This is a genomic window from Deinococcus carri, assembly GCF_039545055.1.
GTDB lineage: Bacteria > Deinococcota > Deinococci > Deinococcales > Deinococcaceae > Deinococcus > Deinococcus carri.
This window is the reverse complement of sequence record NZ_BAABRP010000022.1, coordinates 1-24,841: the sequence shown is the minus strand read 5'-3', so window position 1 is coordinate 24,841 and position 24,841 is coordinate 1. Positions and strand designations below refer to the sequence as shown.

Annotated in this window: 24 protein-coding genes and 1 other RNA gene; 10 read left to right on the top strand and 15 right to left on the bottom strand. The window is 70.1% G+C overall.

Features of this window, described 5'->3' with window-relative positions; translation table 11 throughout:
• The first annotated feature begins 28 nt into the window (after nt 1-28).
• Nucleotides 29-916: a WD40 repeat domain-containing protein gene (locus ABEA67_RS17295; protein ID WP_345467679.1), complete on the top strand. Its 888-nt coding sequence runs from the start codon at nt 29-31 to the stop codon at nt 914-916.
• A 93-nt stretch (nt 917-1,009) separates the two neighbouring features.
• Here the strand turns inward: ABEA67_RS17295 and ABEA67_RS17290 are convergent, their stop codons facing one another.
• Nucleotides 1,010-2,362, bottom strand: coding sequence for an FAD-dependent oxidoreductase (locus ABEA67_RS17290; RefSeq protein WP_345467677.1), 1,353 nt, complete (start codon nt 2,360-2,362; stop codon nt 1,010-1,012).
• A gap of 403 nt (nt 2,363-2,765) precedes the next feature.
• Here ABEA67_RS17290 and ABEA67_RS17285 point away from each other — a divergent pair, with 403 nt between their 5' ends.
• From ABEA67_RS17285 to ABEA67_RS17275, 3 genes are all read left to right on the top strand, one after another.
• Nucleotides 2,766-3,932 (top strand): WD40 repeat domain-containing protein, encoded by a 1,167-nt coding sequence (locus ABEA67_RS17285; protein WP_345467675.1) that lies wholly within the window; start codon nt 2,766-2,768, stop codon nt 3,930-3,932.
• 112 nt (nt 3,933-4,044) lie between these two features.
• Nucleotides 4,045-5,244: an aminotransferase class V-fold PLP-dependent enzyme gene (locus tag ABEA67_RS17280; RefSeq protein WP_345467673.1), complete on the top strand. Its 1,200-nt coding sequence runs from the start codon at nt 4,045-4,047 to the stop codon at nt 5,242-5,244.
• Nucleotides 5,245-5,299: 55 nt separating this feature from the next.
• Nucleotides 5,300-5,737 (top strand): hypothetical protein, encoded by a 438-nt coding sequence (locus tag ABEA67_RS17275; RefSeq protein WP_345467671.1) that lies wholly within the window; start codon nt 5,300-5,302, stop codon nt 5,735-5,737.
• A 110-nt stretch (nt 5,738-5,847) separates the two neighbouring features.
• Here ABEA67_RS17275 and ABEA67_RS17270 read toward each other — a convergent pair whose 3' ends face one another.
• On the bottom strand, nt 5,848-6,837 hold the full coding sequence (locus ABEA67_RS17270) for an NADPH:quinone oxidoreductase family protein (RefSeq protein ID WP_345467670.1): 990 nt from the start codon (nt 6,835-6,837) through the stop codon (nt 5,848-5,850).
• Between the two features lie 151 nt (nt 6,838-6,988).
• Between ABEA67_RS17270 and ABEA67_RS17265 the strand changes: the two genes are divergently transcribed.
• Genes ABEA67_RS17265 through ABEA67_RS17255 form a run of 3 tightly spaced genes read left to right on the top strand, consistent with a single transcriptional unit; the run spans nt 6,989 to nt 10,750 of the window.
• Nucleotides 6,989-9,067: a 3-hydroxyacyl-CoA dehydrogenase NAD-binding domain-containing protein gene (locus ABEA67_RS17265; protein WP_345467668.1), complete on the top strand. Its 2,079-nt coding sequence runs from the start codon at nt 6,989-6,991 to the stop codon at nt 9,065-9,067.
• Between the two features lie 26 nt (nt 9,068-9,093).
• Nucleotides 9,094-9,555, top strand: coding sequence for a GNAT family N-acetyltransferase (locus ABEA67_RS17260; protein WP_345467665.1), 462 nt, complete (start codon nt 9,094-9,096; stop codon nt 9,553-9,555).
• 13 nt (nt 9,556-9,568) lie between these two features.
• Nucleotides 9,569-10,750 carry an acetyl-CoA C-acyltransferase gene (locus tag ABEA67_RS17255; RefSeq protein ID WP_345467663.1) on the top strand — a complete coding sequence of 394 codons (1,182 nt, stop codon included), beginning with the start codon at nt 9,569-9,571 and terminating at the stop codon, nt 10,748-10,750.
• Between the two features lie 133 nt (nt 10,751-10,883).
• Here ABEA67_RS17255 and ABEA67_RS17250 read toward each other — a convergent pair whose 3' ends face one another.
• The 5 genes from ABEA67_RS17250 to mraZ form a co-directional block, all read right to left on the bottom strand.
• Complete coding sequence (locus ABEA67_RS17250) at nt 10,884-11,501, bottom strand: RlpA-like double-psi beta-barrel domain-containing protein (RefSeq protein ID WP_345467660.1); 618 nt, start codon at nt 11,499-11,501, stop codon at nt 10,884-10,886.
• Between the two features lie 420 nt (nt 11,502-11,921).
• The gene (locus ABEA67_RS17245) at nt 11,922-13,265 is read right to left on the bottom strand and encodes a peptidoglycan D,D-transpeptidase FtsI family protein (protein WP_345467657.1); all 1,344 of its coding nucleotides are present in this window, start codon (nt 13,263-13,265) and stop codon (nt 11,922-11,924) included.
• Nucleotides 13,256-13,612, bottom strand: coding sequence for a hypothetical protein (locus tag ABEA67_RS17240; protein WP_345467731.1), 357 nt, complete (start codon nt 13,610-13,612; stop codon nt 13,256-13,258). Before ABEA67_RS17240 ends, ABEA67_RS17245 begins: the two co-directional genes overlap by 10 nt.
• Nucleotides 13,612-14,544 (bottom strand): 16S rRNA (cytosine(1402)-N(4))-methyltransferase RsmH, encoded by a 933-nt coding sequence (gene rsmH, locus ABEA67_RS17235; protein WP_345467655.1) that lies wholly within the window; start codon nt 14,542-14,544, stop codon nt 13,612-13,614. The genes ABEA67_RS17240 and rsmH overlap by 1 nt, the downstream gene beginning before the upstream one ends.
• A gap of 5 nt (nt 14,545-14,549) precedes the next feature.
• Entirely contained in the window at nt 14,550-14,978 is a 429-nt protein-coding gene (mraZ, locus tag ABEA67_RS17230) for a division/cell wall cluster transcriptional repressor MraZ (protein WP_345467653.1), read from the bottom strand.
• Between the two features lie 368 nt (nt 14,979-15,346).
• Here mraZ and ABEA67_RS17225 point away from each other — a divergent pair, with 368 nt between their 5' ends.
• A complete protein-coding gene (locus ABEA67_RS17225) occupies nt 15,347-15,700 on the top strand; it encodes a DUF423 domain-containing protein (protein ID WP_345467651.1) in 354 nt (117 codons plus the stop codon).
• 65 nt (nt 15,701-15,765) lie between these two features.
• Here ABEA67_RS17225 and rnpB read toward each other — a convergent pair.
• The 3 genes from rnpB to ABEA67_RS17210 all read right to left on the bottom strand — a co-directional run bounded on the left by rnpB (nt 15,766) and on the right by ABEA67_RS17210 (nt 17,436).
• Nucleotides 15,766-16,185, bottom strand: an RNA gene (gene rnpB, locus ABEA67_RS17220) — RNase P RNA component class A.
• Between the two features lie 106 nt (nt 16,186-16,291).
• On the bottom strand, nt 16,292-17,068 hold the full coding sequence (locus ABEA67_RS17215; RefSeq protein ID WP_345467648.1) for a pseudouridine synthase: 777 nt from the start codon (nt 17,066-17,068) through the stop codon (nt 16,292-16,294).
• A complete protein-coding gene (locus ABEA67_RS17210; protein ID WP_345467646.1) occupies nt 17,065-17,436 on the bottom strand; it encodes a hypothetical protein in 372 nt (123 codons plus the stop codon). Before ABEA67_RS17210 ends, ABEA67_RS17215 begins: the two co-directional genes overlap by 4 nt.
• Before the next feature lie 122 nt (nt 17,437-17,558).
• Here ABEA67_RS17210 and truB point away from each other — a divergent pair, with 122 nt between their 5' ends.
• The gene (truB, locus tag ABEA67_RS17205) at nt 17,559-18,491 is read left to right on the top strand and encodes a tRNA pseudouridine(55) synthase TruB (protein WP_345467644.1); all 933 of its coding nucleotides are present in this window, start codon (nt 17,559-17,561) and stop codon (nt 18,489-18,491) included.
• Nucleotides 18,492-18,692: 201 nt separating this feature from the next.
• On the opposite strand, the gene ABEA67_RS17200 is transcribed toward truB, so the two are convergent.
• The 5 genes from ABEA67_RS17200 to ABEA67_RS17180 form a co-directional block, all read right to left on the bottom strand.
• Complete coding sequence (locus ABEA67_RS17200) at nt 18,693-19,823, bottom strand: S41 family peptidase (protein ID WP_345467642.1); 1,131 nt, start codon at nt 19,821-19,823, stop codon at nt 18,693-18,695.
• Complete coding sequence (gatA, locus tag ABEA67_RS17195) at nt 19,813-21,273, bottom strand: Asp-tRNA(Asn)/Glu-tRNA(Gln) amidotransferase subunit GatA (RefSeq protein WP_345467640.1); 1,461 nt, start codon at nt 21,271-21,273, stop codon at nt 19,813-19,815. The genes ABEA67_RS17200 and gatA overlap by 11 nt, the downstream gene beginning before the upstream one ends.
• Nucleotides 21,274-21,381: 108 nt before the next feature.
• Complete coding sequence (locus ABEA67_RS17190; protein ID WP_345467638.1) at nt 21,382-22,167, bottom strand: DUF4388 domain-containing protein; 786 nt, start codon at nt 22,165-22,167, stop codon at nt 21,382-21,384.
• Nucleotides 22,168-22,253: 86 nt separating this feature from the next.
• Nucleotides 22,254-22,787, bottom strand: coding sequence for an SMC-Scp complex subunit ScpB (gene scpB, locus ABEA67_RS17185; protein WP_345467636.1), 534 nt, complete (start codon nt 22,785-22,787; stop codon nt 22,254-22,256).
• The gene (locus ABEA67_RS17180; protein WP_345467634.1) at nt 22,784-23,410 is read right to left on the bottom strand and encodes an L-threonylcarbamoyladenylate synthase; all 627 of its coding nucleotides are present in this window, start codon (nt 23,408-23,410) and stop codon (nt 22,784-22,786) included. Before ABEA67_RS17180 ends, scpB begins: the two co-directional genes overlap by 4 nt.
• Before the next feature lie 77 nt (nt 23,411-23,487).
• On the opposite strand from ABEA67_RS17180, the gene pilC reads away from it, so the two are divergent.
• A complete protein-coding gene (pilC, locus tag ABEA67_RS17175) occupies nt 23,488-24,708 on the top strand; it encodes a type IV pilus assembly protein PilC (RefSeq protein ID WP_345467631.1) in 1,221 nt (406 codons plus the stop codon).
• The last annotated feature ends 133 nt before the right edge of the window (nt 24,709-24,841 follow it).

Genomic DNA, 24,841 nt, shown 5'->3' with positions numbered 1-24,841 from the left:
GTGTGGTCCCGGCTCTAGGCTGGAGGCCATGCGCCGCCTCTTTGCCCTGCTGGCTGCCCTGAGCCTGAGTGCCCAGGCTGCCCCATCCGCCCTGATTCCGCCGGAGCCGCTGGAACTGGTCGGCATCGCGCCGGACGCCGCGCCGGGACAGCCGGGGGCACCCGTCACGGGCGTCCTGGCCGTGCGGGCCTACGGCGGCTCCACCGTCAAGCTGTACGACGCGGCCACTGCCCGGCAGCGCCGCGAGGTGCTCCTGCCGCCGGAGGTCGTCCTCACCGTCCCGCCCGCCCTCAGCCCGGATGGCAAGTGGCTCGCGGTCGCCCTCACGCCTGATCCCGACACCCGCGAGGGGCGGGTGGGCATCCTCTCCACCTTTCCGGTCTTCCCGCCTGCCTTCCGCGTGGTGCTGAAATCGGAGGGGCTGCGCGGCTCGCGGAACTTCGCCTTCAGCCCGGACGGCACGCGCCTCGCCGTGGGCAACCGGGACGGCTACGTGCAACTGTGGGACTGGCAGGCAGGCCAGCGCTTGAACACGGTGAAGAGCACCATCGACCCCGACTGGCTGAGCTTCAGCCCGGACGGGCGCTTTTTCACACCGCACTTCCGGGGGCAGACGGCGACACAACTGCTGGACGGTCACACGGGCGCACCCGTCAACACATTGCGGGGCGTCGGCTACGGGATGTTCACCCCGGACGGGCATTTCATCGCTTCGGGCGGGCGGTATCTGAGCCTGCCTTCCGGGGAAAAGGTCACGTCACCCGCGTATTTGAAGGGTGGGGTGACGGTTCAGGGCTACAGCCGGGACGGGAAACGGGTGCTGGTGCAGCTTCCGACCCCGGCGTCAACTCCGCGGCCCCACCTCACCTTTGCGCGAGGTCGGCGATGGGCGAACGCTGGCCCGCCGCACCCTTGACGGCCCTGGGTGGCCCCTAACCCTGCTGCCTGACGGGCGGCACATGCTCACCGGGGACCACAGCGGCGGCTTTCGCCTGCTGGACCTGCGGCCCTAGCCTTCCTCGCACAGCTCCCGCCCCAGCCGGTCGGCCGCCACCAGCAGCACGTCCCAGACGCTGGAAAAGGGCGGGGCGTAGGCGAGGTCCAGCTCGAAGAGATCCTGCACGCTGCCCTGCCCGTGCAGCAGCGCGGCCACCACGTCCACCCGCTTGACGCTGCCTGGCTGGCCGAGCAGTTGCGCGCCCAGCAGCCGCCCGCTGCCGCGCTCGCCGGTCAGGCGCACGTGGATCGGCGCGGCGTCCGGGTAGTACCCGGCGTGGTCGGTGCTGTCCACGTCCACGCTGACCCCCTCCATCCCCAGCCCGTCCGCCTCCGCCTGCGTGACGCCGGTGCGGGCCGCGCCCAGGCCGAAGACCTTGAAGATGCCGGTGCCGACGACGCCGGGAAAACGGGCGTCCCCGCCCGCCATATTCACGCCCGCCACGCGGCCCATGCGGTTCGCGGTGAGGCCCAGCGGGATATGAACCGGCTGCTCGGTGACGCGGTGCAGGCTCTCGGTGTTGTCGCCCGCCGCGTAGACGCCTTCCACATGGGTTTCCTGGCGTGCATTCACGGCGATGGCCCCCGTCCGGCCGAGGCGGACCCCGGCGGCCTGCGCCAGCTCGACATTCGGCTTCACCCCCACAGCCACGATGACCACCTCGGCGGGAACCAGGCCACCGTTCGTCTGCACGCCGGTCACGTGCCCGTCCTTTCCAGCCAACCCTTCCACCGTCGTGCCGCAGCGCACCTCCACGCCGTGCCGCTCCAGTTCGGCGCGCACCCGCTGCTGATGGGCAGGGTCCAGCATCCGCCCCGCGACTTCCGGCCCCTTTTCCAGCAGGGTCACGTCCAGCCCGCGCGAGCGCAGCGCCTCCGCCAGCTCCAGCCCGATGTACCCGCCGCCAATGATGCAGGCGCGTTTCGCCCCCGCCACGCTCGCCTCTATCGCCCGCCCATCAGGGAGGTCGCGCAGGACGTGAACGCCTGCGAGGCCGGTCCTGGCCCACTCAGGGCGCACGGCGCGGACCCCGGTGGCGATCAGCAGGCGGTCGTAGGGTTCGGTGAGGGTGCGCCCGGCGTCCCGGTCGAACACGGTCACGGTGCGGGCGGCGGCGTCCACCCCCGTCACCTCGTGGCGCAGGTGCACGTCCACGCCCTGCTCGCGCATCTGCCCCGGCGTGCGGGCGATCAGGTGCTCGAAGCCCGGCACGTCACCGCCGATGACGTAGGGGAGGCCACAGGCCCCGTAGCTGATGTTCGCGCTGCGCTCGAAGACCGTCACCTGCGCGTCCGGGTCAAACCGTCTGGCCCGGCTGGCCGCGCTCATGCCCGCCGCCACCCCACCCACAATCACGATCCGCATGGCTCCCAGGGTACGCGGCTTTCTCCCAGGGCGGTGCCCAGAAAGGTTGCCGAACCTTTCTGGGCCGAACGAAGTGATACCAAATTGCGTTGATTCCTTGGAATCAACCGAGCGGACTTGCAAAGCTGCGCAGCAGAGCGAGGAGCAAAAACTATGGGGTCGCGGCGATGGAACCGCCCAGTGTCCAGAGCCGCCTCTGGACACGCTTTCAGGGCGGGCAGGAACATCTGGCGTTTTCCCAGATGTCCGGGAATCAGAGCAATCCCGTATGAGAAACCGTGATAAGGGCGGCGTGAAGTGGAGTTGCTGCCCAGGACACGCGGCAACGGCTGGGGTGCGCCGCCCTGGCTCCGGCTCACGCCGGGCTGATTTTCCGTGGGGCGGGTCACGCTAGCCTGGGGACGTGAAGTGCACGCCCGTCCCACCCCGCCGCCTCCCGCGGCTGGTCCTGCCCCTGCTGGCCCTGAGTGCCCTGACGACTCCCGCCCCCGCTCGTGCCGCCCCCGGTGAGACGCGGGTGCCGCCTGACCCGCTGGTGCTGATAGGCGTGGCGCAGGAAGGCCAACTGGGCACCGCGGTGGGTGGCCTGGCGGCGGTGCGCGGCCGCTACAGCGCCCATGTGCGCCTGCTGGACGCCGTGACCGGCGAGGTCCGCCGCGAGGTCTTCCTGCCGCCCGAGGTGCAACTGAACGTCGCCCCGGCCCTCAGCCGCGACGGGCGCTGGCTGGCAGTGGCGCTCACGCCCGACCCAGTGACGCGGGCGGGCCGGGTGGGCGTGCTGAGCACCTTTCCGCCCCAGCCCGGTTTGGTCCAGCCCAGTTCGGCCCAGCCCGCTTCAGCCCAGCCCGGTCCCGTCCCCTCCGGCGCGGCCCCAGCCGGTCCAGCCCTGCCCAGTTCGGCCCCGCTCAGTCCAGCCCAGCCCGGCCCGCTTCCCCCCGGTTTCCAGAAGGTGCTGAGCGCGGGGGGCCTGATCGGCACGCTGCTGCTGGCCTTCAGCCCGGACGGCACGCGGCTGGCGGCGGGCAACCGCAGCGGCTATGCCCAGCTCTGGGACTGGCAGGCGGGGCGGCGCGTCACCACCGTGAGCAGCGAGAGTGGCCGGGAACCCTCGCGGCTGGAGTTCAGCCCCGACAGCCGCCTCTTCGCGCCGATCTTCCGGGGGCAGACACGCACGCGGCTGTTCGACGTGCCGACCGGCGCGCTGCGGACCACCCTGGGCGGGGTGGGCTACGGCACCTTCACGCCCGACAGCCGGGGCCTGCTGGCCTCGCGCGGCCGCCTGATCACCCTCCCCGAGGGCCGCGAGGCTCCCACGCCCCCCTACCTGATAGGCACCAGCGGCGTGATCGGCTTCAGCGCCGACGGCACGCGCGTGCTGGTGCGCCGCACGGGTGTGGACGTGCAGGGCCGCGAGTGGCTGGAACTGCGCGAGGTGGCGACCGGGCGGACCCTGGGCGCACTCACCCGCGTGTGGGACGGCTGGCCGGAAGCCCTCAGCCCCGACGGCACCACGCTGCTCGGGGGAGACGGCGAGGGCGGCATTCGCCTGCTGCCGCTGGCCCCCCGCTGAGGCGTCCTGCCGACGTTCCGCGTTCCCATGTCCCGCCCCGTACGGTTCTGAAAGGGGGCCGCGGATCAGACGCCTGTGCCCTGCCCGTGGGCGGGAACACTACCCTGGGGGCATGAGCGAGCGTCCGCTGCCCCCGCATACCCCGCTGAACCGCCCGCGCCTGATTGCACCCGGCCCGGTCGAGGTCGAGCCGCGCGTGCTGCTGGAACTGGCCCGGCCCCAGATCCACCACCGCGCCCCGGAGGGGGTCGCGCGGCTGATGGAGGCCCGCGAGAAACTCACCCGGCTGCTGGGCGACCCCTACGACGCAGTGATCACCACCAGCAGCGGCACCGGGGCCTTCGAGGGGGCGCTGATCAGCCTCACGCCGGAGGGGGGCCGGGTGGTCAACGCGCAGGCCGGGAAGTTCAGCGAACGCTGGGGCGACATGAGCGAGCGGCTGGGCTACGACACGACCCGCGTGGCCCGGCCCTGGGGCGACCTTCTCGACCTGCAGGAGGTGGCCGACGCCGCGAAGGACGCGCATACCCTGCTGGTCACCCACAGTGAAACGAGCACCGGGGCGCTGCACGACCTCGCGGCCATCGCGCAGGCGGCGCGGGCGCAGAATCCCGACCTGATCATCATCGCCGACTGCATCACCAGCTACGGCGTGGCGGAGTTGCGGCCCGCCGCCTGGGGCGTGGACGTGGTGGTCAGCGGCAGCCAGAAGGGCGCGGCTACTCCGCCCGGCCTGGGCTTCGTGCTGTTCAGTCCCCAGGTGCAGGAACGGATGGTGCCCGCTCCCCGGCGCGGCTTCTCCCTCGACCTGACCCGCGAGCTGAAGGGCCAGAAGGCCGGAAACACGCCCCAGACCCCGGCCATCAACCTGATTTCCGCGCTCTCGGTGGCCCTGGACCGCCTGCTCGCCGTGCCGCTGGAGGTGCTGTGGGCCGAGAAACGGCAGCAGGCGGATGCGCTGCTTGCCGCTGGGGCCGCCCTGGGTGCCCCGTCCTGGACCGAGCGCCCCTCGCCCGCCGTCGCGGTGCTGAAGCCCCCCGCGCCTCTCACCGGGCGGCAGGTCGCGGCCCGCCTCGCCGGGATGGGGCAGCGGGCGCTGGCGGGTCAGGCCCCATTCGAGGACGCCGTCTTCCGCGTCAGCACCCTGGGCTACGCCGACCGCTACGACGCCCTGGGCATCGCGGGAATGCTGGAGGATGCCTTCCAGAGCCTGGGCCTGACCTTCGAGCGGGGGGTCGCCGTGCAGGCGGCCTGGGCCGCGCTGGCCGCCCAGGGGCAGGAGCGCGCTGCCGGACCTGTTTCCACGGCCTGAGCGGCACGCCCGCCCACCTTTCCGCTCGGTCAGGTGCATCGGGTAGGATAGGCGCATGGCGACCCTTTACGTGATCCTGCTCACCTTGCACAACCTCACGCGCTGGCTGGTGCTGCTGGCAGGTGTCTGGGCACTGCTGCGTTCGTTCCGGGGAGTGGGCGGCGTGCAGCCCTTTACTGGCACCGACCGCAGCGCCGTGTCCATCTTCATGGGGACCCTGCACCTTCAGGTCGTCCTGGGGCTGCTGCTGTTCGGCCTGCTCGGCTCCCAGGGCGCGCGCGCCTTTGCCGAGGGCCGTCCCAGCTTTCAGTGGGAACACGTGGGCCTGGGCCTGCTGGCCGCCGTCTTCGCCACCGTCGGCAACGCCCTGACCAAACGCGCGGAGGGCAACCAGGCCAAGTTCCGCGCGGCGAGCCTCTGGACGGTCCTGAGCCTGCTGGCGGTGCTGCTGGCGATTCCGTGGTGGCGGCCCCTGCTGCGGCTGTTCGCGTAAGCGGTCAGCCTTCAGCCGTCAGCAGAAAGAGCAGCAGATGCCCAAGCGTCCGCTGCTCTTTTGCTGATACCTGACTGCTGAGGGCTGAAAGCTCTGCTTACCTCTTCTGCTTACCTCTGCGGCTCGATGATCACCTTCCCGGTCGTCTTGCGGTCCAGCATGTCCTGGAAGGCGCGGGGGCTGTCCGCCAGGGCGTAGGTCGGCCCGACCTGGGGTGTGACCTGCCCGCTGGCGACCAGGGGCGTGAGGGCCTGGGCCGCCTCGCGGGTCGCTGCCTGGTCCCCCATCAGCGAGGTCAGCCACAGGCCGGTCACGGTCAGGTTGCGTTTCATCAGTTCGACCGGGCGCAGGTTGGCCTGCTCGCGGCTCGCGTTCCCGATCACGATGATGCGGCCCCGGTTGGCGGCCATGTCGAGGCTTTCCTGAAAGCGTTTGCCGCCCACGACCTCCAGAATCAGCGGCACACCCTTGCCCCCCGCCGCGTCCCGCACCTTCTGCACGCGGTCGGGGTCGTCCTGAAGCAGCGTCACGTCCGCGCCGAGGTCACGGGCGAGCTGGAGTTTTTCCTCGGTGCTCGCCATCGCAATGACGTTCATGCCCAGGGCCTTGGCAAGCTGGATGGACGCCGTGCCCAGTGCCCCCGCCGCCGCCTGCACCAGCACCCATTCGCCTTCCCTCCCGTGGCCCAGCGTCTTGAGGCCGTGGTACGCGGTGAAGTACGACACCGGAAAGGCCGCCGCCTGTGCTGCCGTCAGGTTCTGCGGCACCGGAATCAGCGCGGCGGCAGGGGAGAGGGCGTACTCGGCCAGGCCCCCGCGTCCGCCCAGGCTGGCGACCCGCTGCCCGACCTGCACCCCCGTCACGCCCTCGCCCAGCGCGTCCACGACTCCGGCGAACTCCATGCCCGGCGTGTAGGGCACCCTCGTGCGCGTGAGGTACTCGCCGGCCACGGCCAGCACGTCCGCGAAGTTGATGCCGACCGCCTCCACCTTCAGGCGGACCTCGCCGGGGCCGGGTTGCGGCACGGACAGCTCGCGCAGTTGCATCACGTCGGGGGGGCCGAGGCGCTCGACCACGATGGCCTTCATGCTGTCGCTCATGGGGCGAGCATACCCGCTGCTCTCCGGCGGGATGAACTGTCCCCCGCGCAGTGAACGCGCACGTACACTCTGAACGTGCGCGTATTTGACCCTGCCCGCCCGGCGTGGAAGCATGGGGAGGTACACGGCACAGCATCACAGGAGGCACTGCATGAGCATCGTTGACCAGACCCGCGAGGGTGACGTTCTCGTCCTGACCATCAACAACCCGCCCGTGAACGCCTTTTCGCCCGGCGTGCCGGAAGGCCTCCACGCGGGCCTGGACGCCGCCGAGGCCGACGAGGGCGTTAAAGCCGTCGTCATCATCGGCGGCGGGCGCACCTTCATTGCGGGAGCGGACATCAAGACCTTCGACCTGCCCCGCGAGCAGGCCCCCGACCTGCGCGGCTTCGTCGCCCGCCTGGACGCCTTTTCCAAGCCCACCGTCGCGGCGATTCACGGCACGGCGCTGGGCGGCGGCCTGGAAGTGGCGCTGGCCTGCACCTACCGTGTGGCGACGAAGGACGCCCGGATGGGCCTCCCGGAAGTCAAGCTGGGCGTGCTGCCCGGCGCGGGCGGCACCCAGCGTCTGCCCCGCGTGGTGGGTGTGCAAAAGGCGTTGGAGATGATGCTCTCCGGCAACCCCATCGGGGCGACGGAAGCGAAGGACCTCGGCCTGGTGGATGAAATCGTGGAAGGCGACCTGCGTGAAGGGGCCGTGGCCTTTGCCCGCGCCCATGCTGACCAGCGCCCCCTCCCGCGTATCAGCGAGCGGCAGGTGCAGGACGCCAGCCCCGAACTGTTCGCCGCCGCCCGCGAGGGCCTGAAGAAGACCCACCGCGGCCAGCTCTCGCCCGGCCTCATCGTCGACCTGGCCGAGATGGCCGCGACCAAACCCTTCCAGGAAGGCTGGGACGCCGAGGCCCGGCTGTTCATGCAGGCCAAGGATTCGCCGCAGTCGCGCGGTCTGCGCCATATCTTCTTCGCGGAGCGCGAGGCGGGCAAGATTCCCGGCCTGACCAAAGACACGCCCACCACCGAGATTAACCAGGCGGGCATCATCGGCGCGGGCACGATGGGCGGCGGCATCGCCATGAACTTCCTGAATGTGGGCATTCCCGTCACCACCGTGGAAACCTCGCAGGAGGCGCTCGACCGCGGCCTCTCCACCATCCGCCGCAACTACGAGAACACCGCGAAAAAGGGCCGCCTGACGATGGAGCAGGTCGAGCAGCGCATGAACCTGCTCACGCCCACCCTCGACATGGGCGACTTGAAGGACGCCGACATCATCATCGAGGCCGTGTTCGAGAACATGGACGTGAAGAAGGACATCTTCAAGCGGCTCGACACCATCGCCAAACCCGGCGCGATTCTCGCCAGCAACACCTCCACCCTGGACGTGAACGAGATCGCCTCCGTCACCTCGCGGCCCGAACAGGTGATCGGCCTGCACTTCTTCAGCCCGGCCAACGTGATGAAGCTGCTGGAAATCGTGCGCGCTGACAAGACGAGCGACAGTGTGCTGGCGACCAGCCTAAACCTCGCCCGGCGCATCGGCAAGGTGGGTGTGGTGGTCGGCGTCTGCGACGGCTTCGTGGGTAACCGCATGGTCCACCGCTACGGCGACGAGGCCCGCAAGCTGGTGGAGGAGGGCGCGCGCCCCGAGGACGCCGACGCCGCGATGAACGCGCTGGGCCTCCCGATGGGACCCTTCCAGATGAGCGATATGGCGGGCCTGGATATCGGCTACGCCATTCGCCAGCATCAGGCGCAGGTGCGCGGGCAGCCCAAACCCGACGGCTGGCTCGACCGCATCGTCGAGACGGGCCGCAAGGGCCAGAAGACCGGCGCGGGCATCTACGACTACGACGAGAGCCGGAGGCCCCGCCCCAACGCCGACGTGCAGCGGCTGATCGAGGACTACCGCGCCGAGAAGGGCGTCCAGCCCCGCGAGGTCAGCCGCGAGGAGGCCACCGACCGCCTGGTCTACTCGCTGGTCAACGAGGGCGCGAAGATTCTGGAAGAAGGCATCGCCCAGCGCGCGGGCGACATCGACGTGATCTACATCTACGGCTACGGCTTCCCCGCCTACCGCGGCGGCCCGATGCAGTACGCCGACGAGATGGGCCTGAAAAACGTTGCCGCCGCCCTGGAAGAGTACGGCCAGACGCCTGCGCCGCTGCTGAAGCAGTTGGCCGACGAGGGCAAGACGTTTGCCCAGTACGACCGGGAAAAGGCGCGGGCCTGAAACTCCGCCCGCCCAGGAGGTGACGCATGAGCCAGCCCGCTCTCACCGTGCGCGTCCTGAACGCCGCTGAGGCTGCGGTGCTGGACCATGTGGCCCCGGACGTTTTCGACGGCCCGCCGGACCCCCGCTGGACCGCCGAGTTCTTCGCGGACCCCCGGCACCATCTGGCGGTGGCCCTGGACGGTGAAACAGTGGTCGGCATGGCGGGAGGGTTCCGGTACGTCTACCCCGACAAGCCGCCGGAACTGTTCGTCAACGAGGTCGCCGTCTCGCCCGCTTACCAGGGGCAGGGCCTGGGCCACCGCCTGATGGACGCCCTGACCACGCACGCCCGCTCGCTGGGCTGCGTGGCCGCCTGGGTGCTGACCGAGGCCGACAACACTGCGGCGCGCCGCCTGTACCGAGCCTCGGGCGGCCTGGAAGAGAGCTGCCAGATTTTCGTGATTCCGCTGGAGCAGGCCGACGCTGGCCTGCTTCCCCCATCCTGAAGGAGTATTCCCCATGCCCGAAGCTGTCATCGTCTCCACCGCCCGCACCCCCATCGGCAAGGCCTACCGGGGCTACCTCAACGACACCCACGGGTCCGATATCGGCGCGCATGTCGTCTCGCACGCCGTGCAGCGCGCGGGGGTGGACCCCGCCGAGGTCGAGGACGTGATCATGGGGGCCGGGAACCCCGAGGGCGCGACCGGCTCCAACATTGCCCGCCAGATCGCGCTGCGGGCGGGCTTTCCCGTCACGGTGTCGGGCGTGACCGTCAACCGCTTCTGCTCCAGCGGCCTGAACACCATCGCCCTCGCGGCGAACCACGTGATGGCCGGGCAGGGCGACATCTTCGTGGCAGGCGGCCTGGAAAGCATCAGCCTGACTCAGAACGAACACGCCAACAAGTACCGCCTGCGCGGCGAGTGGCTGATGGAGCACAAGCCCGACATCTACATGCCGATGCTGGAAACGGCAGAGGTCGTCGCCAAGCGTTACGGCATCAGCCGCGACGTGCAGGACGAGTACGCCTACCAGTCCCAGATGCGGACGGCGGCGGCCCAGCAGCAGGGCCTCTTTGATGACGAGATCGTGCCCTTCGCGGCCAGCATGAAGGTGCAGGACAAGGCGACGGGCGAAATCAGCGACCGCGAAGTGACCCTGACAAAGGACGAGGGCAACCGCCCCGAAACCACGCTGGAGGGCCTCGCCAAGCTCAAGCCCGTCATCGAGGGCGGCGTGATCACGGCGGGCAACGCCTCGCAGCTCAGCGACGGTGCGTCGGCGGTTGTGGTGATGAGTGCGGACCTCGCCCGCGAGCGCGGCCTGCAACCCCTCGGCCTCTTCAAGGGCTTCGCGGTGGCCGCCTGCGAACCCGACGAGATGGGCATCGGCCCGATCTTCGCCGTGCCCAAGCTGCTGGGGCGTCATGGCCTGACGGTGGACGACATCGACCTGTGGGAGCTGAACGAGGCCTTTGCCGTCCAGACCGTCTACTGCCGCGACAAGCTGGGCATCAACCCCGAGATTTACAACGTGAACGGCGGCTCCATCTCCATCGGCCACCCCTACGGTATGAGCGGTGCGCGCCTGACCGGGCACATCCTGCTGGAAGGCAAGCGACGGGGGGCCAAGCATGTGGTCGTCACCATGTGCGTGGGCGGCGGTATGGGGGCGGCGGGGCTGTTCGAGGTGTTGTAAGGAAGCTCTCAGCCGTCAGCGTTCGGCTTGAAGCTCATGCCCCGGCTTGCTGTGGTCGGGGCATGGCTTACAGAAAAAACCCGCGCGGGTGACCTTTGCGGTCATCCTACGCGGGCGTTTGGGCTGAGTTGCTTTAGCGAACGGCGGTGATGCGTACCTGGCGGGCACCGAACTGAATGGCCTGGCTGCGGGTGGACATCCAGATATCCAGGCTTCCGGTCTTGCGGGCGGCCATCGTGTCTTCCACCACGAACACCCGGCCCCGGAACAGGTTGTTGTACCGGCCGCTCAGGTCCTCGATCATGATCCGGCTGCCGTAGGGAAAGCTGCGCAGCAGGTCGCGGCTGAGGGCGACCACGCCGCTGCGGACGCGGGTGCCGGTGGCCGTGATAAAGGGCGTGGAATCGGTCTGTCCGGGCGTGCTGTTGTAGGCAGTCGCGCGCACGATGACGCTGCGGCCCGTGCGGGTGCTGCCGCGGGCCAGTTCCGTCTGCGCGAGCTGCACCCCCTGGGCACGAATCTGGGCGGCCCGGTCGGCCTGACTTGGCACCGCCGCCGGAGTGGCAGCCGTCTGCGCCACAGGCAGCGGGGCCTGGACCGCCGGGGCAGGCGTGGGAAGGACTTCGGGAGCCAGCGCGGCCTGAACCGCCTGCGCGGCGATGTTGGAAGCAGGAAGAGCCGGGGTAGCGCCCGCGGTCCCCAGGGCAACCAGCACCCCCACTTGCATCCAGCGGTTGAACGTTTGGAACATGCAATCTCCTACGGCCCTGCCGGACAGCAGGACCGGTTGATGGGTTGGGAATAGAGGAGGAGCCAGCAAGACCCGCTCGCTTCAGGAGCGAGCCTAAAGACCTCCGATGGGAGCTCGCTGTGAAAATGTACCTTTACCTCTCATCTGTTGGACTCTAACCATCACTTCGTCGGTAGCGTTGCAACCGCAAACGTCGTAGATACCGACCAAAAGAGAATGAGACGACTTCTAATGCTCTCATTTAGTTTCTCATTAAATAAAGTGGGATTGGGTCAAAAAACATCCTGGTACTGTGGGCTTGACCCATTTGGACGGCGGATTTGTCACCCGTTCTACATTGAATGGCTTAAGCAAGGTGGGTGAGGCCACACATCAGCGTGCCTCACCCACCCTGGTCTGCCGGAGTCTCTCAGAGAACTCTTACTTTTTCTCCTCGGGGGCCTCGGTGGGGATGGCGGCCCAGCGGGAGATCACCTCGGAGGCGACGTTGCGGTAGATCGGGGCGGCGAGCATGGAACCGTGGTAGTCGATCTTGGCCCCGTGGACCATCACCGCGATGGTGATGCGGGGGGCCTCGGCAGGCCAGAACCCGGCAAAGACGCTGTCGAACAGGCTGCTGGAGTAACCGTGGGCACCCGACACCTGGGCCGTGCCCGTCTTGCCCGCCAGGGCGTACCCCTTGATGCCGGCCTGGTGGGGAATCTGCTTGTCGATCACGGCCTGGAGCATCTGGCGGGTGATGCGGGCGGTTTCGGGGCGCAGCACCTCGCGCCGCTCGCCCGCCGGTTCACTCTCTACCAGACGGGGCGAGACGTAGAGGCCATCGTTCGCCAGGCTATTGTAGGCCGCCGCCAGTTGCAGGGTGGTGCCGCTCATGCCCTGCCCGAAGGCGTTCGTGGCGCGTACCAGGTCGTCCCAGTTGCGCAGCGGTTGCAGGCGGCCGGTGCTGGTCACCACGGTGGGCAGGTCCACGTAGTCCCCGAAACCGTAGCGGCCCAGGTAGCCGCGCATCCGCTCCGGCGCGAAGTGCTCCACGATATGGCTCATGCCCACGTTGCTGCTGTATTGCAGGACCTGCCGCGTGGTCAGGCTGCCGGGGTGCGCCACCGCGTCCCCGATGTTGCTGCCCCAGCGTCCGCCGACGTAGCGGTGCATGGGCGTGTTGTACAGCGTGTCGGGCGTGGTCAGGCCCTCGTTCAGCGCCGCGGCCACGACCAGCCCCTTGATGGTCGAGCCGGGTTCGAACACGTCCAGGAAGGGCCGATTGCGCCGGGCCTCGGGGGCGTACTCCCGCCAGTTGTTGGGGTCGAAGGGCGGGTAGCTGGCCGCCGCGAGGACCCGTCCGGTGCGGGTTTCGAGCACCACCACCGAGCCGTACTCGCCCTGGTGCTTGGGCACGGCCTCGGCCAGCGCCGCCTCGGCGGCGGCCTGCGCGCCCGGATCGAGGGTCAGCTTGAGGTTCTTGCCGCCCTCCAGCGCCCGGTTGTAGGCGGCCTCCAGGCCCTCCAGCCCCTCGGTCGCGCCCATCAGGCCGAGGACCTGTCCGGCCAGCTTGCCCTGGGGATAGACCCGTTTGCCGTTCACGCTGCGCGCCAGCACCGTTCCGTCAGAGGCGGTGATGGTGCCGCGCGCCTGCATCACCGAGCGCTTGACCCCCTGGGGCACGTTCCACTCGAGCTGCGCGTAGGCCCACACCAGCGTCAGAAACAGGACCAGCGCGATCACTTGCATCAGGCGGGAACGGTGGTGGATCTTCACTTCCATGCGGTGGTCACCTCCAGGGTGGTGCGGGCGGGTGCGGGGGCCGGGGCGGGCAGGGCAGTGAGGTCCTGAACGGTCTTGGGCGCTTCGGCAAAGGGCCGCATCCCGTTTTGCAAGGCCCACTCGCGGATGCGGGGCGCGCCGTTCAGCGCCTGAACGCGCAGTTCGAGGTCGTCGCGCTGGGTGGTCAGGACCGCCTCCCGGTCGCGGGCATCCAGCAGCGTCTTACGCACGTCCTGGGTCAGGTACCGCGCGCCGACCAGCAGCAGCGCCAGCGCCAGATAGATGGCGACGTAACGGATGGCACGCGCCCGCCAGGTCGCGGGACTCAGGTCGAAGCGGCGGGCCATCACGGCGCTTCCTCCGGTTCGTCCTGGGGGGCGACCTCGCCGGGGGCCAGTTTCTCGGCGGCACGCAGCTTGGCGCTGCGGGCGCGGGGGTTGGTGGCCTGCTCGGCCTCGCTGGCCTCCACCGGCCGCTTGGTCAGGGGCCGCAGGGACGGGCTGCCCCGCAGGAAGCGCTTCACGATGCGGTCCTCAAGCGAGTGAAAGGAGATGACCGCCAGGCGGCCGCCGGGGGTAAGGAGCACTTCCGCCGCCTGGAGGCCATCGCGCAGCGCCCCCAGCTCGTCGTTGACGTGAATCCGCAGGGCCTGGAAGGTCCGGCGGGCCGGGTGAATGCCCTTCGAGAAACCGGGATAGGCCCGCTTGACGATCTCCGCGAGCTGCACGGTGCTCTCGATGGGGGCCTTCTCGCGCGCCTGCCCGATGGCGCGGGCGATCCGGCGCGAATGCCGGTCCTCGCCGTACTCGTAGATGATGGCGGCGAGGTCCTCTTCGGCGTAGGTGTTGACCACGTCGGCGGCGCTCTCGCCCGCCTGGCTCATGCGCATGTCGAGCGGTGCGGCCGAGTGGTACGAGAACCCGCGCCCGGTGTCGTCGAGCTGAAAGCTGCTCACGCCGATGTCGAGCAGCACGCCGTCCACCCCGGTCACGCCGGCGCGGGCGAGCAGTTCGCGCATGTCGCGGTAGTTGCCCTCCAGCACATGCAGGCCGGGAATCTGGGCCTCGCGGGCGCGGTTCAGCGCGTAGGGGTCCTGATCGATGCCGTAGACGGTCGCCCCGGCTTCCAGCAGCAGCCGGGTATGCCCGGCCCCGCCGAGCGTGCCGTCCACGATCACGCGGCCCGGCGCGGGGGCGAGGGCCTGAAGCACCTCGGCGGCCAGGACCGGGGTATGAGAGAGAGACTGGGGATCGGGGATATCGGGGGAGGCTGTGTTCATGGGGGTCACGCCACGAAATTGGCGAGAAGGTCGGGTCTGGGCGGGTCGCTCTGCACGGCCTGGATGGCCGCTTCCCAGCGGTCCGGATTCCAGAGTTCCAGCCGTCCGGGCGCACCCGCCACGATCACGTCGCTGCCCAGGGCGGCAAAGGTCCGCAGCGTCTGGGGAATCGAAACACGGCTCTGGTTGTCGAGCCGCGCCTTGCCAGCACCGGAATAGAAGAAGCGCACGAACGCCCGCGACTGGGCATCCGTCAGCGGCAGGCCTTCGAGTTGTTCCTCCACACGCCGCCAACTGGCGAGTGGGAAGACATACAGGCAGCCTTCCATGCCGCGTGTGAGAATCATCCCGTCCTCGACGAATTCCCGAAAGGCGGGTGGCATGACCACGCGGCCCTTGTCGTCGATGGTGTAGGGGTATTCTCCAAACGGCAAACGCTCCTCTTCCCCACGTGCCTCCCACCACGTAGGAGTGGGGGCGAGACACATGCTGAGCAGCCCAGCCTTGCGCTGTGGGCGCACGGCTGAGGCTGTTGCGGCGAGTGTAACAGTCAAGCCCATCATTTACCACCGTCTCCCACATTTCTCCCCACTTCTCCCCCGAGGCAGACCTGCTTCCCCACCCGGCTCCCCCCGACCCCCGCGGCCGCCCCGTACTTACGAGCCGCCCGAACCGGGAATAAGGGCGTGAGGAAGGCCTTTTTTCCGTCCGGCGAAGGAAGGGGGGGAGGAGACAAGGCCGGACCTCTCCCACCAGTCTGCCGGGGACAATCTCCCACCCCTGGCCCACGTAGCCTCTGCCCATGCAGAAGCTCGATTCGATGCAGGCCGGCGCTGTTCTCGCGGCGCTGGCGGTCGCCCTCGGCGCGTTCGGTGCCCACGCCCTGAAAGCCAGCCTGGACCCCGCCATGCTCGCCAACTTCGAGACGGGGGTGCGGTATCAGATGTATGCGGCCCTGGCCCTGCTCGTCCTGGGAACGCAGCCCGGCCAGCGCCGTGCGCCGCCGCTGCTGCTCGCCGGGGCCATCATCTTCAGCGGGACCCTGTACGTGCTCGCCCTGAGTGGCGTGCGCTGGCTGGGAGCCGTCACGCCGGTCGGCGGCGTGCTGCTGATCGCGGGATTCGTGCTGGCGGCGCTGGACGCGCGGCGGGGGTAGGGCTTTCCCTGTTCCTTCCCACAACGCAGACGCCGCCCCGTGGATGGAGGCGGCGTCTGACGGTGTGGTGCGGGGGGGCGATAAGCCGGGTTCTGTGGCCCACCGGGGTGGGGTCACGGTCATCTCTCTGGGACGCACGTCGCCGCGCGCCTCAAGCGACCATCCTGGCGGTCAGTGGGGCGGGCCGCCCCTCGCGCACTGTCGGGTCTTGCACCAGATGGGGTTTACCAGCGCCCCCCGTCTCCGGGGAGCCTGGTGCGCTCTTACCGCACCGTTTCACCCTGACCAGCCCCGTCCGCGCCCGGACTGTTGAGGCTGGCGGTCTGGTTTCTGTGGCACTGTCCTTCGGCTTCGCCGCCTCCCGCACGCTGGTGGCGCACGCACGGGCGCTCAGACTCGCCGACCAGCCGTTAGCTGGCATCCTGCCCTGCGGTGCCCGGACTTTCCTCACCCTGTTGCCAGGGCGCGACCGTGGACCCCCCCGCGAGCGCCAGTTTAGCAGGGGTCAGTGGTCAGTAGGAAGTGGTAAGTGGGAGCAAAGGCAGAAGGCTCACGCTCCCGCCACGCTTTTTCCATTCACCACTTCCCGTATCACCCCCACCGATCCAGCATTTCCCGCTCGGCCCTTTCCCAGGCGTGGCGGGGCACCTGCGCGGGGTTCAGCAGGTCGTGGAGGTCGCGGGGCGAGAGCTGGCGGTACTCGCCGGGGGCCAGGTCGCCCAGCCACAGGCCGCCCACGCGGTAGCGCAGCAGCCGGGTGACGGGATAGCCGACAGCCTCCAGCATCCGGCGTACCTGACGGTTGCGGCCTTCACCGAGGATCACGAGTGCGCCGCCGGGCGCGGGCCGGGCGCTGAGTGCCTGGGCGGGGCCGTCGTCCAGCTCGACGCCTTCTTCCAGCGCGCGCAGTTCGGCAGCGCCGGGGTCGCCCTCCGTCCAGGCGCGGTACGCCTTCTCATGGCCGTAGCGGGGGTGGGTCAGGGTGAGGGTCAGTTGTCCGTCGGTGGTGAGGAGCAGCAGCCCCTCCGAATCCTTATCCAGCCGCCCGACCGGATGCAGGCCGGGGACAGGCGGCATGGCGTCCAGCACGTTTCGGCGGCCGTACTCGTCGCGGGCGGTGGTGACGTATCCGGCGGGCTTGTACAGCAGGAAGGTGACGCTTTCCAGCCCCGCCGTTTCGATGAGGTTGCCGTCCACCCGCACCTCGTCGGTGGGGGAGACGGTGCGCCCCAGCGCGGCGACCTCGCCGTTCACGGTCACGCGGCCCGCCGTGATCAGGTCCTCGGCGGCGCGGCGCGAGGCGACCCCGGCGCGGGCGAGGCGCTTCTGGAGGCGTTCCCCCCCGCCCGTCCCACTCCCACCCGTCACAGGCGACCCCGGCGGGAGGGAGCGCTCAGGATGCCCAGGACAGCCGTCAGGGTCAGCACGGCTCCCAGGAGCAGCAGGGCGGTGCGCAGCGACCCCGGCAGGCTGCTGCCCAGGCGCACTACGGGCGGCACCAGCGCCGCGACGGTCAGCAGGTTGCCCGCGGCCAGCGCGCCGGTGCCCAGGCTGTCCGGGCGGGCACTGGCCGCCAGCAGGAACGCGCCCCAGGCCACCACCAGGCCCCCCGCCGCCCGCGCCAGCCACAGCGGCGAGACCCCCAGCAGGGACGCGACCCCGGCGGGCAGGAAATACAGGAACAGCCCGGCTGGCAGAAAGACCAGCGCGGAGAGCCAGAAGGCGGCGCGCAACACGCTGTGCAGTGTACGCGCGTGGGAGGCAGAAGGCGGATGGCAGATGGTGAAGGTAGCTTCGGCCAAAGCTCTTGCTGGCCTTCTGCCTTGAGCCTTCTGCCTCGTGCCCTACACTGCCCCCCATGCCCGTGATCGCCGTGGACAAACCCCTGGGCCTGACCTCTCACGACGTGGTGAACCGGGCGCGGCGGGCGCGCGGGACCAAGCGGGTGGGCCATACCGGCACGCTGGACCCCCTCGCCACCGGCGTGCTGGTGCTGTGCGTGGACGACTCCACTAAGCTGGTGCAGTTCATGGAGGCCGACTCCAAGGATTACCTGGCCTGGATTGCCCTGGGCGGGGCCTCGCCCACCCTGGACGCCGAGGGGCCGCTGACGGAAGTTGTGCCGGTCAGGCTCCCCTCCGGAGAGGAGGTGCGGGCCGCGCTCGCCGGGTTCGTGGGGCCGCAACAGCAGGTGCCGCCGCAGTACAGCGCCATTCAGGTGGGCGGGCAGCGGGCCTACGCGGTGGCGCGGGCTGGAGGTGAGCTGGACCTGCCCGCGCGCAACGTCGTGATTCACTCGCTGGAACTGCTGGGTGTGTATGACCGCGTTGGGGACGCTCCCCGGACCTTTTCACGGGGACCGCAGGGCTGGGAGCCGGATGCGAACGGGCGGACCTTCACCCTGCCCGCACCGCTGGGCGACTTTCCCACGCTGCTCGTGCGGGCGAGCGTGGGCAGCGGCACCTACCTGCGCTCGCTGGCGCGGGACGTGGGGGCCGCGCTGGGCGTACCCGCGCACCTGACCGGCCTGGTGAGGACGCGCGTGGGCCGTTACGACCTGGCGGACAGCGTGGCTGTAGACGACCTGGCGGGGGCGGAGGGTCTGCCCGACCTCGCCGCGCTGGATTTTCCCCGGTTGGAGGCCGGCGAGCGCCTGGCCCGCGAGCTGCGCCAGGGCAAACGCCCGAGGTCACCCCTCACGGGGCGGCACGTCGTCACCCTGGACGGCGAACTGGTCGCCGTGGTGGACGGGAACGGGGAGGAGCTGCGGGTGGTGCGGGCCTGGGCGTGAGGCTCACGCAATGGCCTCAATCCGTCTCAGCAGTGGTCCGGTAAGCCTTGGGGTCCTCTCTAGCAAAGCGGACCGAAAAGAGCGTGCTGACGAGCAAAAAACCCCTCCCCCCTTGCGGGGGAGGTTGGGAGGGGGGTGAACGGCCACGCCGTCCCAGCGCGACACAATTTCAATCCCTCAGAGAACTTACCGGACTATTGATCAGACATTTTCCAGCCACGCCAGAGCCGCCTTCAAAACGGGGTCTTTCCCGGTCTGGAACTCGGCCCAGTCGGTGCTGACCGGGACATCCGGTTCGATGGGGCCGCTGAAGACCCGCCCGGTCCGGTCGGCATCCAGGGCCGTGGTGATCAGCAGCGCCGCGCCGCCCGGCAGCTCGTAGAGGCTGTTCGAGGTCGTCAGGCCGCGCGTGGGTTCCCCAAACAGCCTGGTTCCCGGCCGCCCCAGGAACGACAGGGTGATGATCTCACCACTGCTTGCCGTCAGGGGCGAGATCAGGACGGCGATGGGGGCGGTGTCCGGCAGGGGTGGGAGGAATGCGCCCGGCGTGCGGGCGAGCACTTCGCCCTCCATGCTCGCCTCACCCCCGGCGTGCGACCAGGGCCAACGCTGCTCACCCCTCACGAACGCGCCCAGTTCGCCCTCGCCGGCCAGCGGCCCGATGCCGGCGAGCATGGGCCACATATTGCCCCCCAGGTTGAGGCGCAGGTCGACCACCCAGCGCGTGGCCCCCTGGGCCGTGAGGTCCAGCAGAATCTCCCGCACCCGGTCCTGATAGGTGCCGCCCTCCGCCAGGATGCCGTTCAGGTCGCATTCGGGCAGGGTGACGAGGCCAATGCCGGGGGCGGCCAGCCGGCCCCGCGGTTCCGGCGGAATTACCCGGGTATCTTCCCGCGTCAGGGTCAGCACGCGCGGCTGTCCCGCCTGGTCCACCTCGAAGGTCAGCGTGGCGTCCTGCCGCAGCCCCTCATTCACACCGGGGCCGACCGTCTGCCCCTGAATGCGGAGAAGGCGATCACCGGGGCGCAACCCCGCGAGGCTGGCGGGACTTCCGGGCAGAACCAGGGCAATCACGCCCTGGGTGAAGTAAAGGCCGATGATGCCCCGGTGAACGGTTCCCGCGTCCGGCAGGCGCAGATGGCTGTGCCCGTCTTGCAGGGCGGCGAGGGCGTGACGGAGGGCCGGAAAGACGTCCGCCGTCGTCCACGCCCCGGCGCACATCGCCTGACACTCGTGGGTGACCTGCGCCCAGTCCACCCGGTCCGCGTGCAGCGCTTCACGCCGGATGAGTTCCAGGGCGTCTTGCAGGTCCCGTGCCGGGTCAGGCGTCATAGCCCGGGGCCACCTCCACCTGCACCGCACCGATGGCCTCCAGCCCGCCCGCCAGGGCCACCAGCCGCTCGTCTTGCAGGGCGGGCGCGATGAACTGCACGCCGACGGGAAGCCTGCGGGCGTCCACCGTCTCGAATCCGGCAGGCACGCTCAGGGCGGGCAGGCCCGCGAGGTTCACGGCGACCGTGTCCACGTCGGCGGCGTACATGGCGAGGGGGTCCTGGGTGCGCTCGCCGCGGCGGAAGGCGGGAAAGGGGCTGGTGGGCGTGACCAGCACGTCCACCTCCGCCAGGGCGCGGGCGAAGTCCTGGGCGATCAGGCGGCGGACCTTCATCGCCTTGGCGTAGTAGGCGTCGTAGTAGCCGCTGGAGAGCGCGTAGGTGCCCAGCATGATGCGCCGCTGCACCTCGCGCCCGAAGCCGCGCTCGCGGGTCAGGGTCATGCTGCTCACCACGTCACCCGCGGGCACGCGCTCGCCATATACCATGCCGTCGTAGCGGGCCAGGTTGGAGCTGGCCTCGGGCGTGGCGATCAGGTAATAGGCGGCGATGGCGTGCCGGACGCTGGGCACGCTCACCTCCCGCACGCTGGCCCCGGCCTCGCGCAGGGCCTCCAGGGTGGCCCCCAGCGCCGCCTCCACGCCCGCCGTGTTGCCTTCCAGGCTCTCGCGGATGACGCCCACCCGCAGCCCGCGCAGGTCGTCGGGGGTGCCCGCGCGGAAGGCGGGGGGCGCGTCCAGGCTGGTGGCATCACAGGGGTCGTGCCCGGCGATGACGTTCATCAGCAGGGCCAGGTCGGCGGCGGAGCGGGCAAAGGGGCCGATCTGGTCGAGGCTGCTCGCGTAGGCCACCAGGCCGTAACGGCTGACGCGCCCGTAGGTGGGCTTGAGGCCGTAGATGCCCGTCAGCGCGGCGGGCTGGCGCACGCTGCCGCCGGTGTCGCTGCCCAGGCTGACCGGGGTGATGTTCGCGGCGACCGCCACCGCGCTGCCGCCGCTGCTGCCGCCCGGCACGCGCGCCGGGTCCCAGGGGTTGAGGGTGGGGCCGCTGGCGCTGCTCTCGGTGCTGGATCCCATTGCGAACTCATCCATGTTCGCCTTGCCCAGGATCACGGCCCCGGCTGCCCGCAGGCGCGCGGCGGCGGTCGCATCGTAGGGCGAGACGAAGTTCGCCAGGATGCGGCTGCCGCAGGTCGTGCGGGTGCCCGTCACGTTGATGTTGTCCTTCACGACCACCGGCACGCCCGCCAGCGGAAGCGTCTCGCCCGCGTCCAGGCGGGCTTGCACCCGCGCGGCCTGCTCGTCGGCGCGGTCGTTCAGGCTGACCAGGGCACCCAGGTCACGGGCGGCTTCCGCGCGGGCGCGGGCGGCCTCCAGCAGCGCCTGTGGGGTGGTGGCGCGCGCCTGGACAGCCTGGGCGAGGTCGGTGGCAGTGGGCGGAACATCCGGCATGCCAGGCAGTCTAGCGGCCCCGCCGCCCCCTGCTGGGAAGCCGGGCCAGACGGGCAGGCCACCCCCGTCCCCGGCTGGCCGCTGGAAGCTGACGGCTGGTCGCCGGTATCAGACGGGCCGCACCTGCACGCTCTCGCCCCCCCGCAGGCCCACCCGCAGGAGCAGCTCGGGGGTCAGCAGCAGGCGTGGGCCGATGCCCTCGCGGCCCTGCACCGGCAGGGTGACGACCCGGCCCGCCGTGTTCCGCACCCTCACCTCGCCGGGCAGGCGGGCCAGGTCGTTCTGCCAGCGCGCCAGAATCAGGGCGTCCACACTGACCGCCCCCCCGGCCGCCCGCTCGTGCGTCACGCCCACGGTCAGGCGTGCGACCCGCAGGGAACGGGGAACCACCAGCCGCAACCGGGTAAGCTTGGCGAGCAGGGGCCGGGCACCTGGCTGCCGGGCCAGTTCCGCCAGCGGCCGCCCCGCCTCGATCTGGCGCAGCAGCTCCCGCTGCCTCTCGGTCCAGCCCAGGCGGGCCACCCGCTCGGGCGACGCGATGCGCGCCGGGCCGCCGAAGCGCGGTTCCGCTTCCGGCAGGGTGTCCAGCGCCTCCAGCAGCAGTTCGTCCAGGTGGGCGTCGAGGTCGGGGGCGGGGTGGGTGAAGCCTTCCTCAAAGTGAAAGCGGCCCACTGGCTCGCGCAGCAGGTGCGCCAGGACCTCCGGGCCGCGCAGGCTTCCGGCGCGCAGGTGCCGGACCCGCCCGCCCTCCAGCCAGACCTGCACTTCTCCTGCCGGCTGGGCGACGCGGAAGACGCCCGTGCGGCCCCGTTCGGCCAGCAGGTGCAACAGCTCGGCGGGGTCAAAGGCCGTCAGGTCGGTGGTGGAGGCGGGGGAGGACAGGGGCAGGGTCATGGGCGGCGTCCCCGTTCTGCCACGCTGCCCATTCCCGCACAAGCCGCCCCGCCCGAAGATGGAGAAAGCCGCAAGGTGGGCGGGGTTCAGCCGCGCAGCAGGTGCGAGAAGTCCGCGCCTTCCAGCGGCGGCAGGTCGTCCAGGCCGGTCAGGCCGAACTCCAGCAGGAAGCGCTCGGTGGTGCCGTACAGCAGCGGCTGGCCCACCGCGTCCGAGCGGCCCACCACCTTGACCAGCTCGCGCTCCTGCAAGGTCACGACGGTGCCCGCGCTGCCGCCCCGCATCGCCTCGATCTCGGCGCGGGTCACGGGCTGGCGGTAGGCGATCACGGCCAGCACCTCCAGGGCGGCGGCGCTCAGCGGGGGCAGCGCGGGCGGCGCGAGCAGGGGCGCGAGGTGCGCGGCGAGGCCAGGCGGCACCACCAGGCGGTAGCCCCCCGCCACAGCCTCCACCTCAAAGCCCAGCCCGGCCCCCTGCAACGTGGCCGCAAAGGCCTCCAGCGCCCGCGCCGCCGCTTCCTCCGGCAGACCCAGCAGGTCCGCGACCTCGCGCCGCGTGACCGGCCGGCCCGCCGCCAGCAGCGCCGCCCCGATCAGGGCCTGGGGCAGCGGAGGGGTCACGTGCCCGCTCCCGGTCGGGTGCGCAGCCGTTCCCGCACCTGCCCGGCCGGGAGTGCCCCCTCGCGCAGCACCTCCACCTCACCCTCCACCACGCGCACCACGGTACTCGCCAGCCCCCGCGCCGGGAGGCCCCCGTCGGGCAGCAGCAGCGGCGTCAGGCCGTAGGCGCGCGCCTCGGCCCAGGTGCGCGCGGCCGGCTGGCCGCTGGGGTTGAGGCTGGTCGTGGCGAGCAGACCGCCGCTGGCCCGCAGCAGCGCCAGCGCCACCGGATGATCCGGCACCCGCAGCCCCACCCACCCGCCCGGCGCGAGGTCGGGCGGACAGGCGGCGCTGGCGGGCAGCACCAGCGTCAGCGGACCGGGCCACAGCGCCGCGAGGGCCTCGAAGGCAGGACCACCCCGCGTCAGCCTGCGTGCGGTGGCCGCGTCCTGGCAGGACACCTGCACGGGCTTGTCCGCCTCGCGGCCCTTGAGGGCGTACAGGGCGGCGACGGCTTCCGGGCGGGCGGCCAGGCCCCAGACCGTTTCCGTCGGGTAGCCGAGCACGCCCCCCCCTTCCAGCACCCGCACAGCCTGGGCGAGGGCCTGCCCGACCTCTCCTGCGTTCTCTAAATCTCGCTTCATCCCCTGTTCACCTGCCTGCTGCCGCACTGCTCCCCCTGTAAGGGGAACGCAAGACGCCCCGAACTATACTCGCGGCTATGCCGGTCTACGAATACCGCGTCCGGGACCGCTCCGGGAAGGTCCTGAAGGCCCAGATGGAGGCCGAGAGCACGGCCCAGGTGCGCGACGCTCTGCGGGCCAAGAACCTGCTGATCGTCGAGATCAAGCCGCCCAAGACTGGCCTGAATGCCGACGTGAAGATTCCCGGCCTGTCCGACCGGCCCCCCGGCCTGAAGCAGGTGGCGGTCTTCAGCAAGCAGCTCGCCACCCTGATCAACGCGGGCGTGCCGCTGGTGCAGTCGCTGGCGATCCTGCAACGCCAGATCGAGAACAAGACTTTCCAGGCCATCATCAAGAGTATCCGGGGCGACGTGGAGAGCGGCACGCCCCTCAGCGAGGCGCTGGTCAAGCACCCCAAGGTCTTCAACCGGCTGTACATCAACCTGGTGCGTGCCGGTGAGACGAGCGGCACGCTGGACAGCATCCTGGACCGCATCGCGGCCTTTCAGGAAAAGGAACTCGCGCTGCGCGGCAAGCTCAAGAGCGCGCTGACCTATCCGGTGATGGTGCTGGTGTTCGCCATCGGCATCACGTACTTCCTGCTCACCACCATCGTGCCGCAGTTCGCGGGCATTCTGGCCCAACTGGACGCGCCGCTGCCCTTGATTACCAAGATGCTGATGGCGGTTTCGGATTTCCTGCGCCACGCGGGACTGCTGATTTTTGTCTTTATCGCCGCGCTGGTCTTTGCCTACCGCTGGGCCTACAAGACCCCGAAGGGCCGCCACGTGATCGACGACCTCAAGCTGCGGCTTCCGGTGTTCGGCAACCTGCTCCAGAAAAGTGCGATCAGTTCCTTTGCCCGCACCTTCGGCCTGCTGATCAGCAGCGGCGTGAACATCATCGAGAGCCTGGAAATCACCAAGGGCACCGCCAACAACGCCATTGTCGAGGACACCATCGAGAACGCCAAGAACGTCGTGATGGTGGGCGACCCGATGAGCGCCAGCCTCGCGACCAGCAAGGTCTTTCCGCCTATGGTGGTCAGCATGGTCGCCATCGGTGAGGAGACGGGTGCCCTCGACAGCATGCTCGGCAAGGTCGGCGACTTCTACGACCGCGAGGTGGACGAGGCCGTCGAGAGCCTGACCGCCGCCATCGAGCCGCTGATGATCGTGTTTCTGGGGGCCATCGTCGGCACCATCGTGGCGGGGATGTTCCTGCCGATGTTCAGCATCATCGGGCAGCTCAGCAAGTAGCCCTGATGTCGGCGGCCAAGATACTTTCCCACTCGCTGATGTATATTCCCACTCGCTCAACAGCAGGCGCGCCCACCCGGGCGCGCTTTTCACGGTCTGGCACATCATTTCTGCCCGGGGCAGGTGCTGGGGC

Excerpts from the sequence above, each read along its gene's own strand:
- ABEA67_RS17265 (WP_345467668.1), top strand. The coding sequence starts at position 6,989 with ATGAGCATCGTTGACCAGACCCGCGAGGGTGACGTTCTCGTCCTGACC.
- ABEA67_RS17295 (WP_345467679.1), top strand. The coding sequence starts at position 29 with ATGCGCCGCCTCTTTGCCCTGCTGGCTGCCCTGAGCCTGAGTGCCCAG.
- ABEA67_RS17290 (WP_345467677.1), bottom strand. The coding sequence starts at position 2,362 with ATGCGGATCGTGATTGTGGGTGGGGTGGCGGCGGGCATGAGCGCGGCC.
- ABEA67_RS17240 (WP_345467731.1), bottom strand. The coding sequence starts at position 13,612 with ATGGCCCGCCGCTTCGACCTGAGTCCCGCGACCTGGCGGGCGCGTGCC.
- gatA (WP_345467640.1), bottom strand. The coding sequence starts at position 21,273 with ATGCCGGATGTTCCGCCCACTGCCACCGACCTCGCCCAGGCTGTCCAG.
- pilC (WP_345467631.1), top strand. The coding sequence starts at position 23,488 with ATGCCGGTCTACGAATACCGCGTCCGGGACCGCTCCGGGAAGGTCCTG.
- ABEA67_RS17245 (WP_345467657.1), bottom strand. The coding sequence starts at position 13,265 with ATGGAAGTGAAGATCCACCACCGTTCCCGCCTGATGCAAGTGATCGCG.
- truB (WP_345467644.1), top strand. The coding sequence starts at position 17,559 with ATGCCCGTGATCGCCGTGGACAAACCCCTGGGCCTGACCTCTCACGAC.
- ABEA67_RS17255 (WP_345467663.1), top strand. The coding sequence starts at position 9,569 with ATGCCCGAAGCTGTCATCGTCTCCACCGCCCGCACCCCCATCGGCAAG.
- ABEA67_RS17225 (WP_345467651.1), top strand. The coding sequence starts at position 15,347 with ATGCAGAAGCTCGATTCGATGCAGGCCGGCGCTGTTCTCGCGGCGCTG.
- ABEA67_RS17275 (WP_345467671.1), top strand. The coding sequence starts at position 5,300 with ATGGCGACCCTTTACGTGATCCTGCTCACCTTGCACAACCTCACGCGC.
- ABEA67_RS17250 (WP_345467660.1), bottom strand. The coding sequence starts at position 11,501 with ATGTTCCAAACGTTCAACCGCTGGATGCAAGTGGGGGTGCTGGTTGCC.
- ABEA67_RS17190 (WP_345467638.1), bottom strand. The coding sequence starts at position 22,167 with ATGACCCTGCCCCTGTCCTCCCCCGCCTCCACCACCGACCTGACGGCC.
- ABEA67_RS17270 (WP_345467670.1), bottom strand. The coding sequence starts at position 6,837 with ATGAGCGACAGCATGAAGGCCATCGTGGTCGAGCGCCTCGGCCCCCCC.
- ABEA67_RS17180 (WP_345467634.1), bottom strand. The coding sequence starts at position 23,410 with ATGAAGCGAGATTTAGAGAACGCAGGAGAGGTCGGGCAGGCCCTCGCC.
- rsmH (WP_345467655.1), bottom strand. The coding sequence starts at position 14,544 with ATGAACACAGCCTCCCCCGATATCCCCGATCCCCAGTCTCTCTCTCAT.
- ABEA67_RS17260 (WP_345467665.1), top strand. The coding sequence starts at position 9,094 with ATGAGCCAGCCCGCTCTCACCGTGCGCGTCCTGAACGCCGCTGAGGCT.
- ABEA67_RS17200 (WP_345467642.1), bottom strand. The coding sequence starts at position 19,823 with ATGACGCCTGACCCGGCACGGGACCTGCAAGACGCCCTGGAACTCATC.
- ABEA67_RS17280 (WP_345467673.1), top strand. The coding sequence starts at position 4,045 with ATGAGCGAGCGTCCGCTGCCCCCGCATACCCCGCTGAACCGCCCGCGC.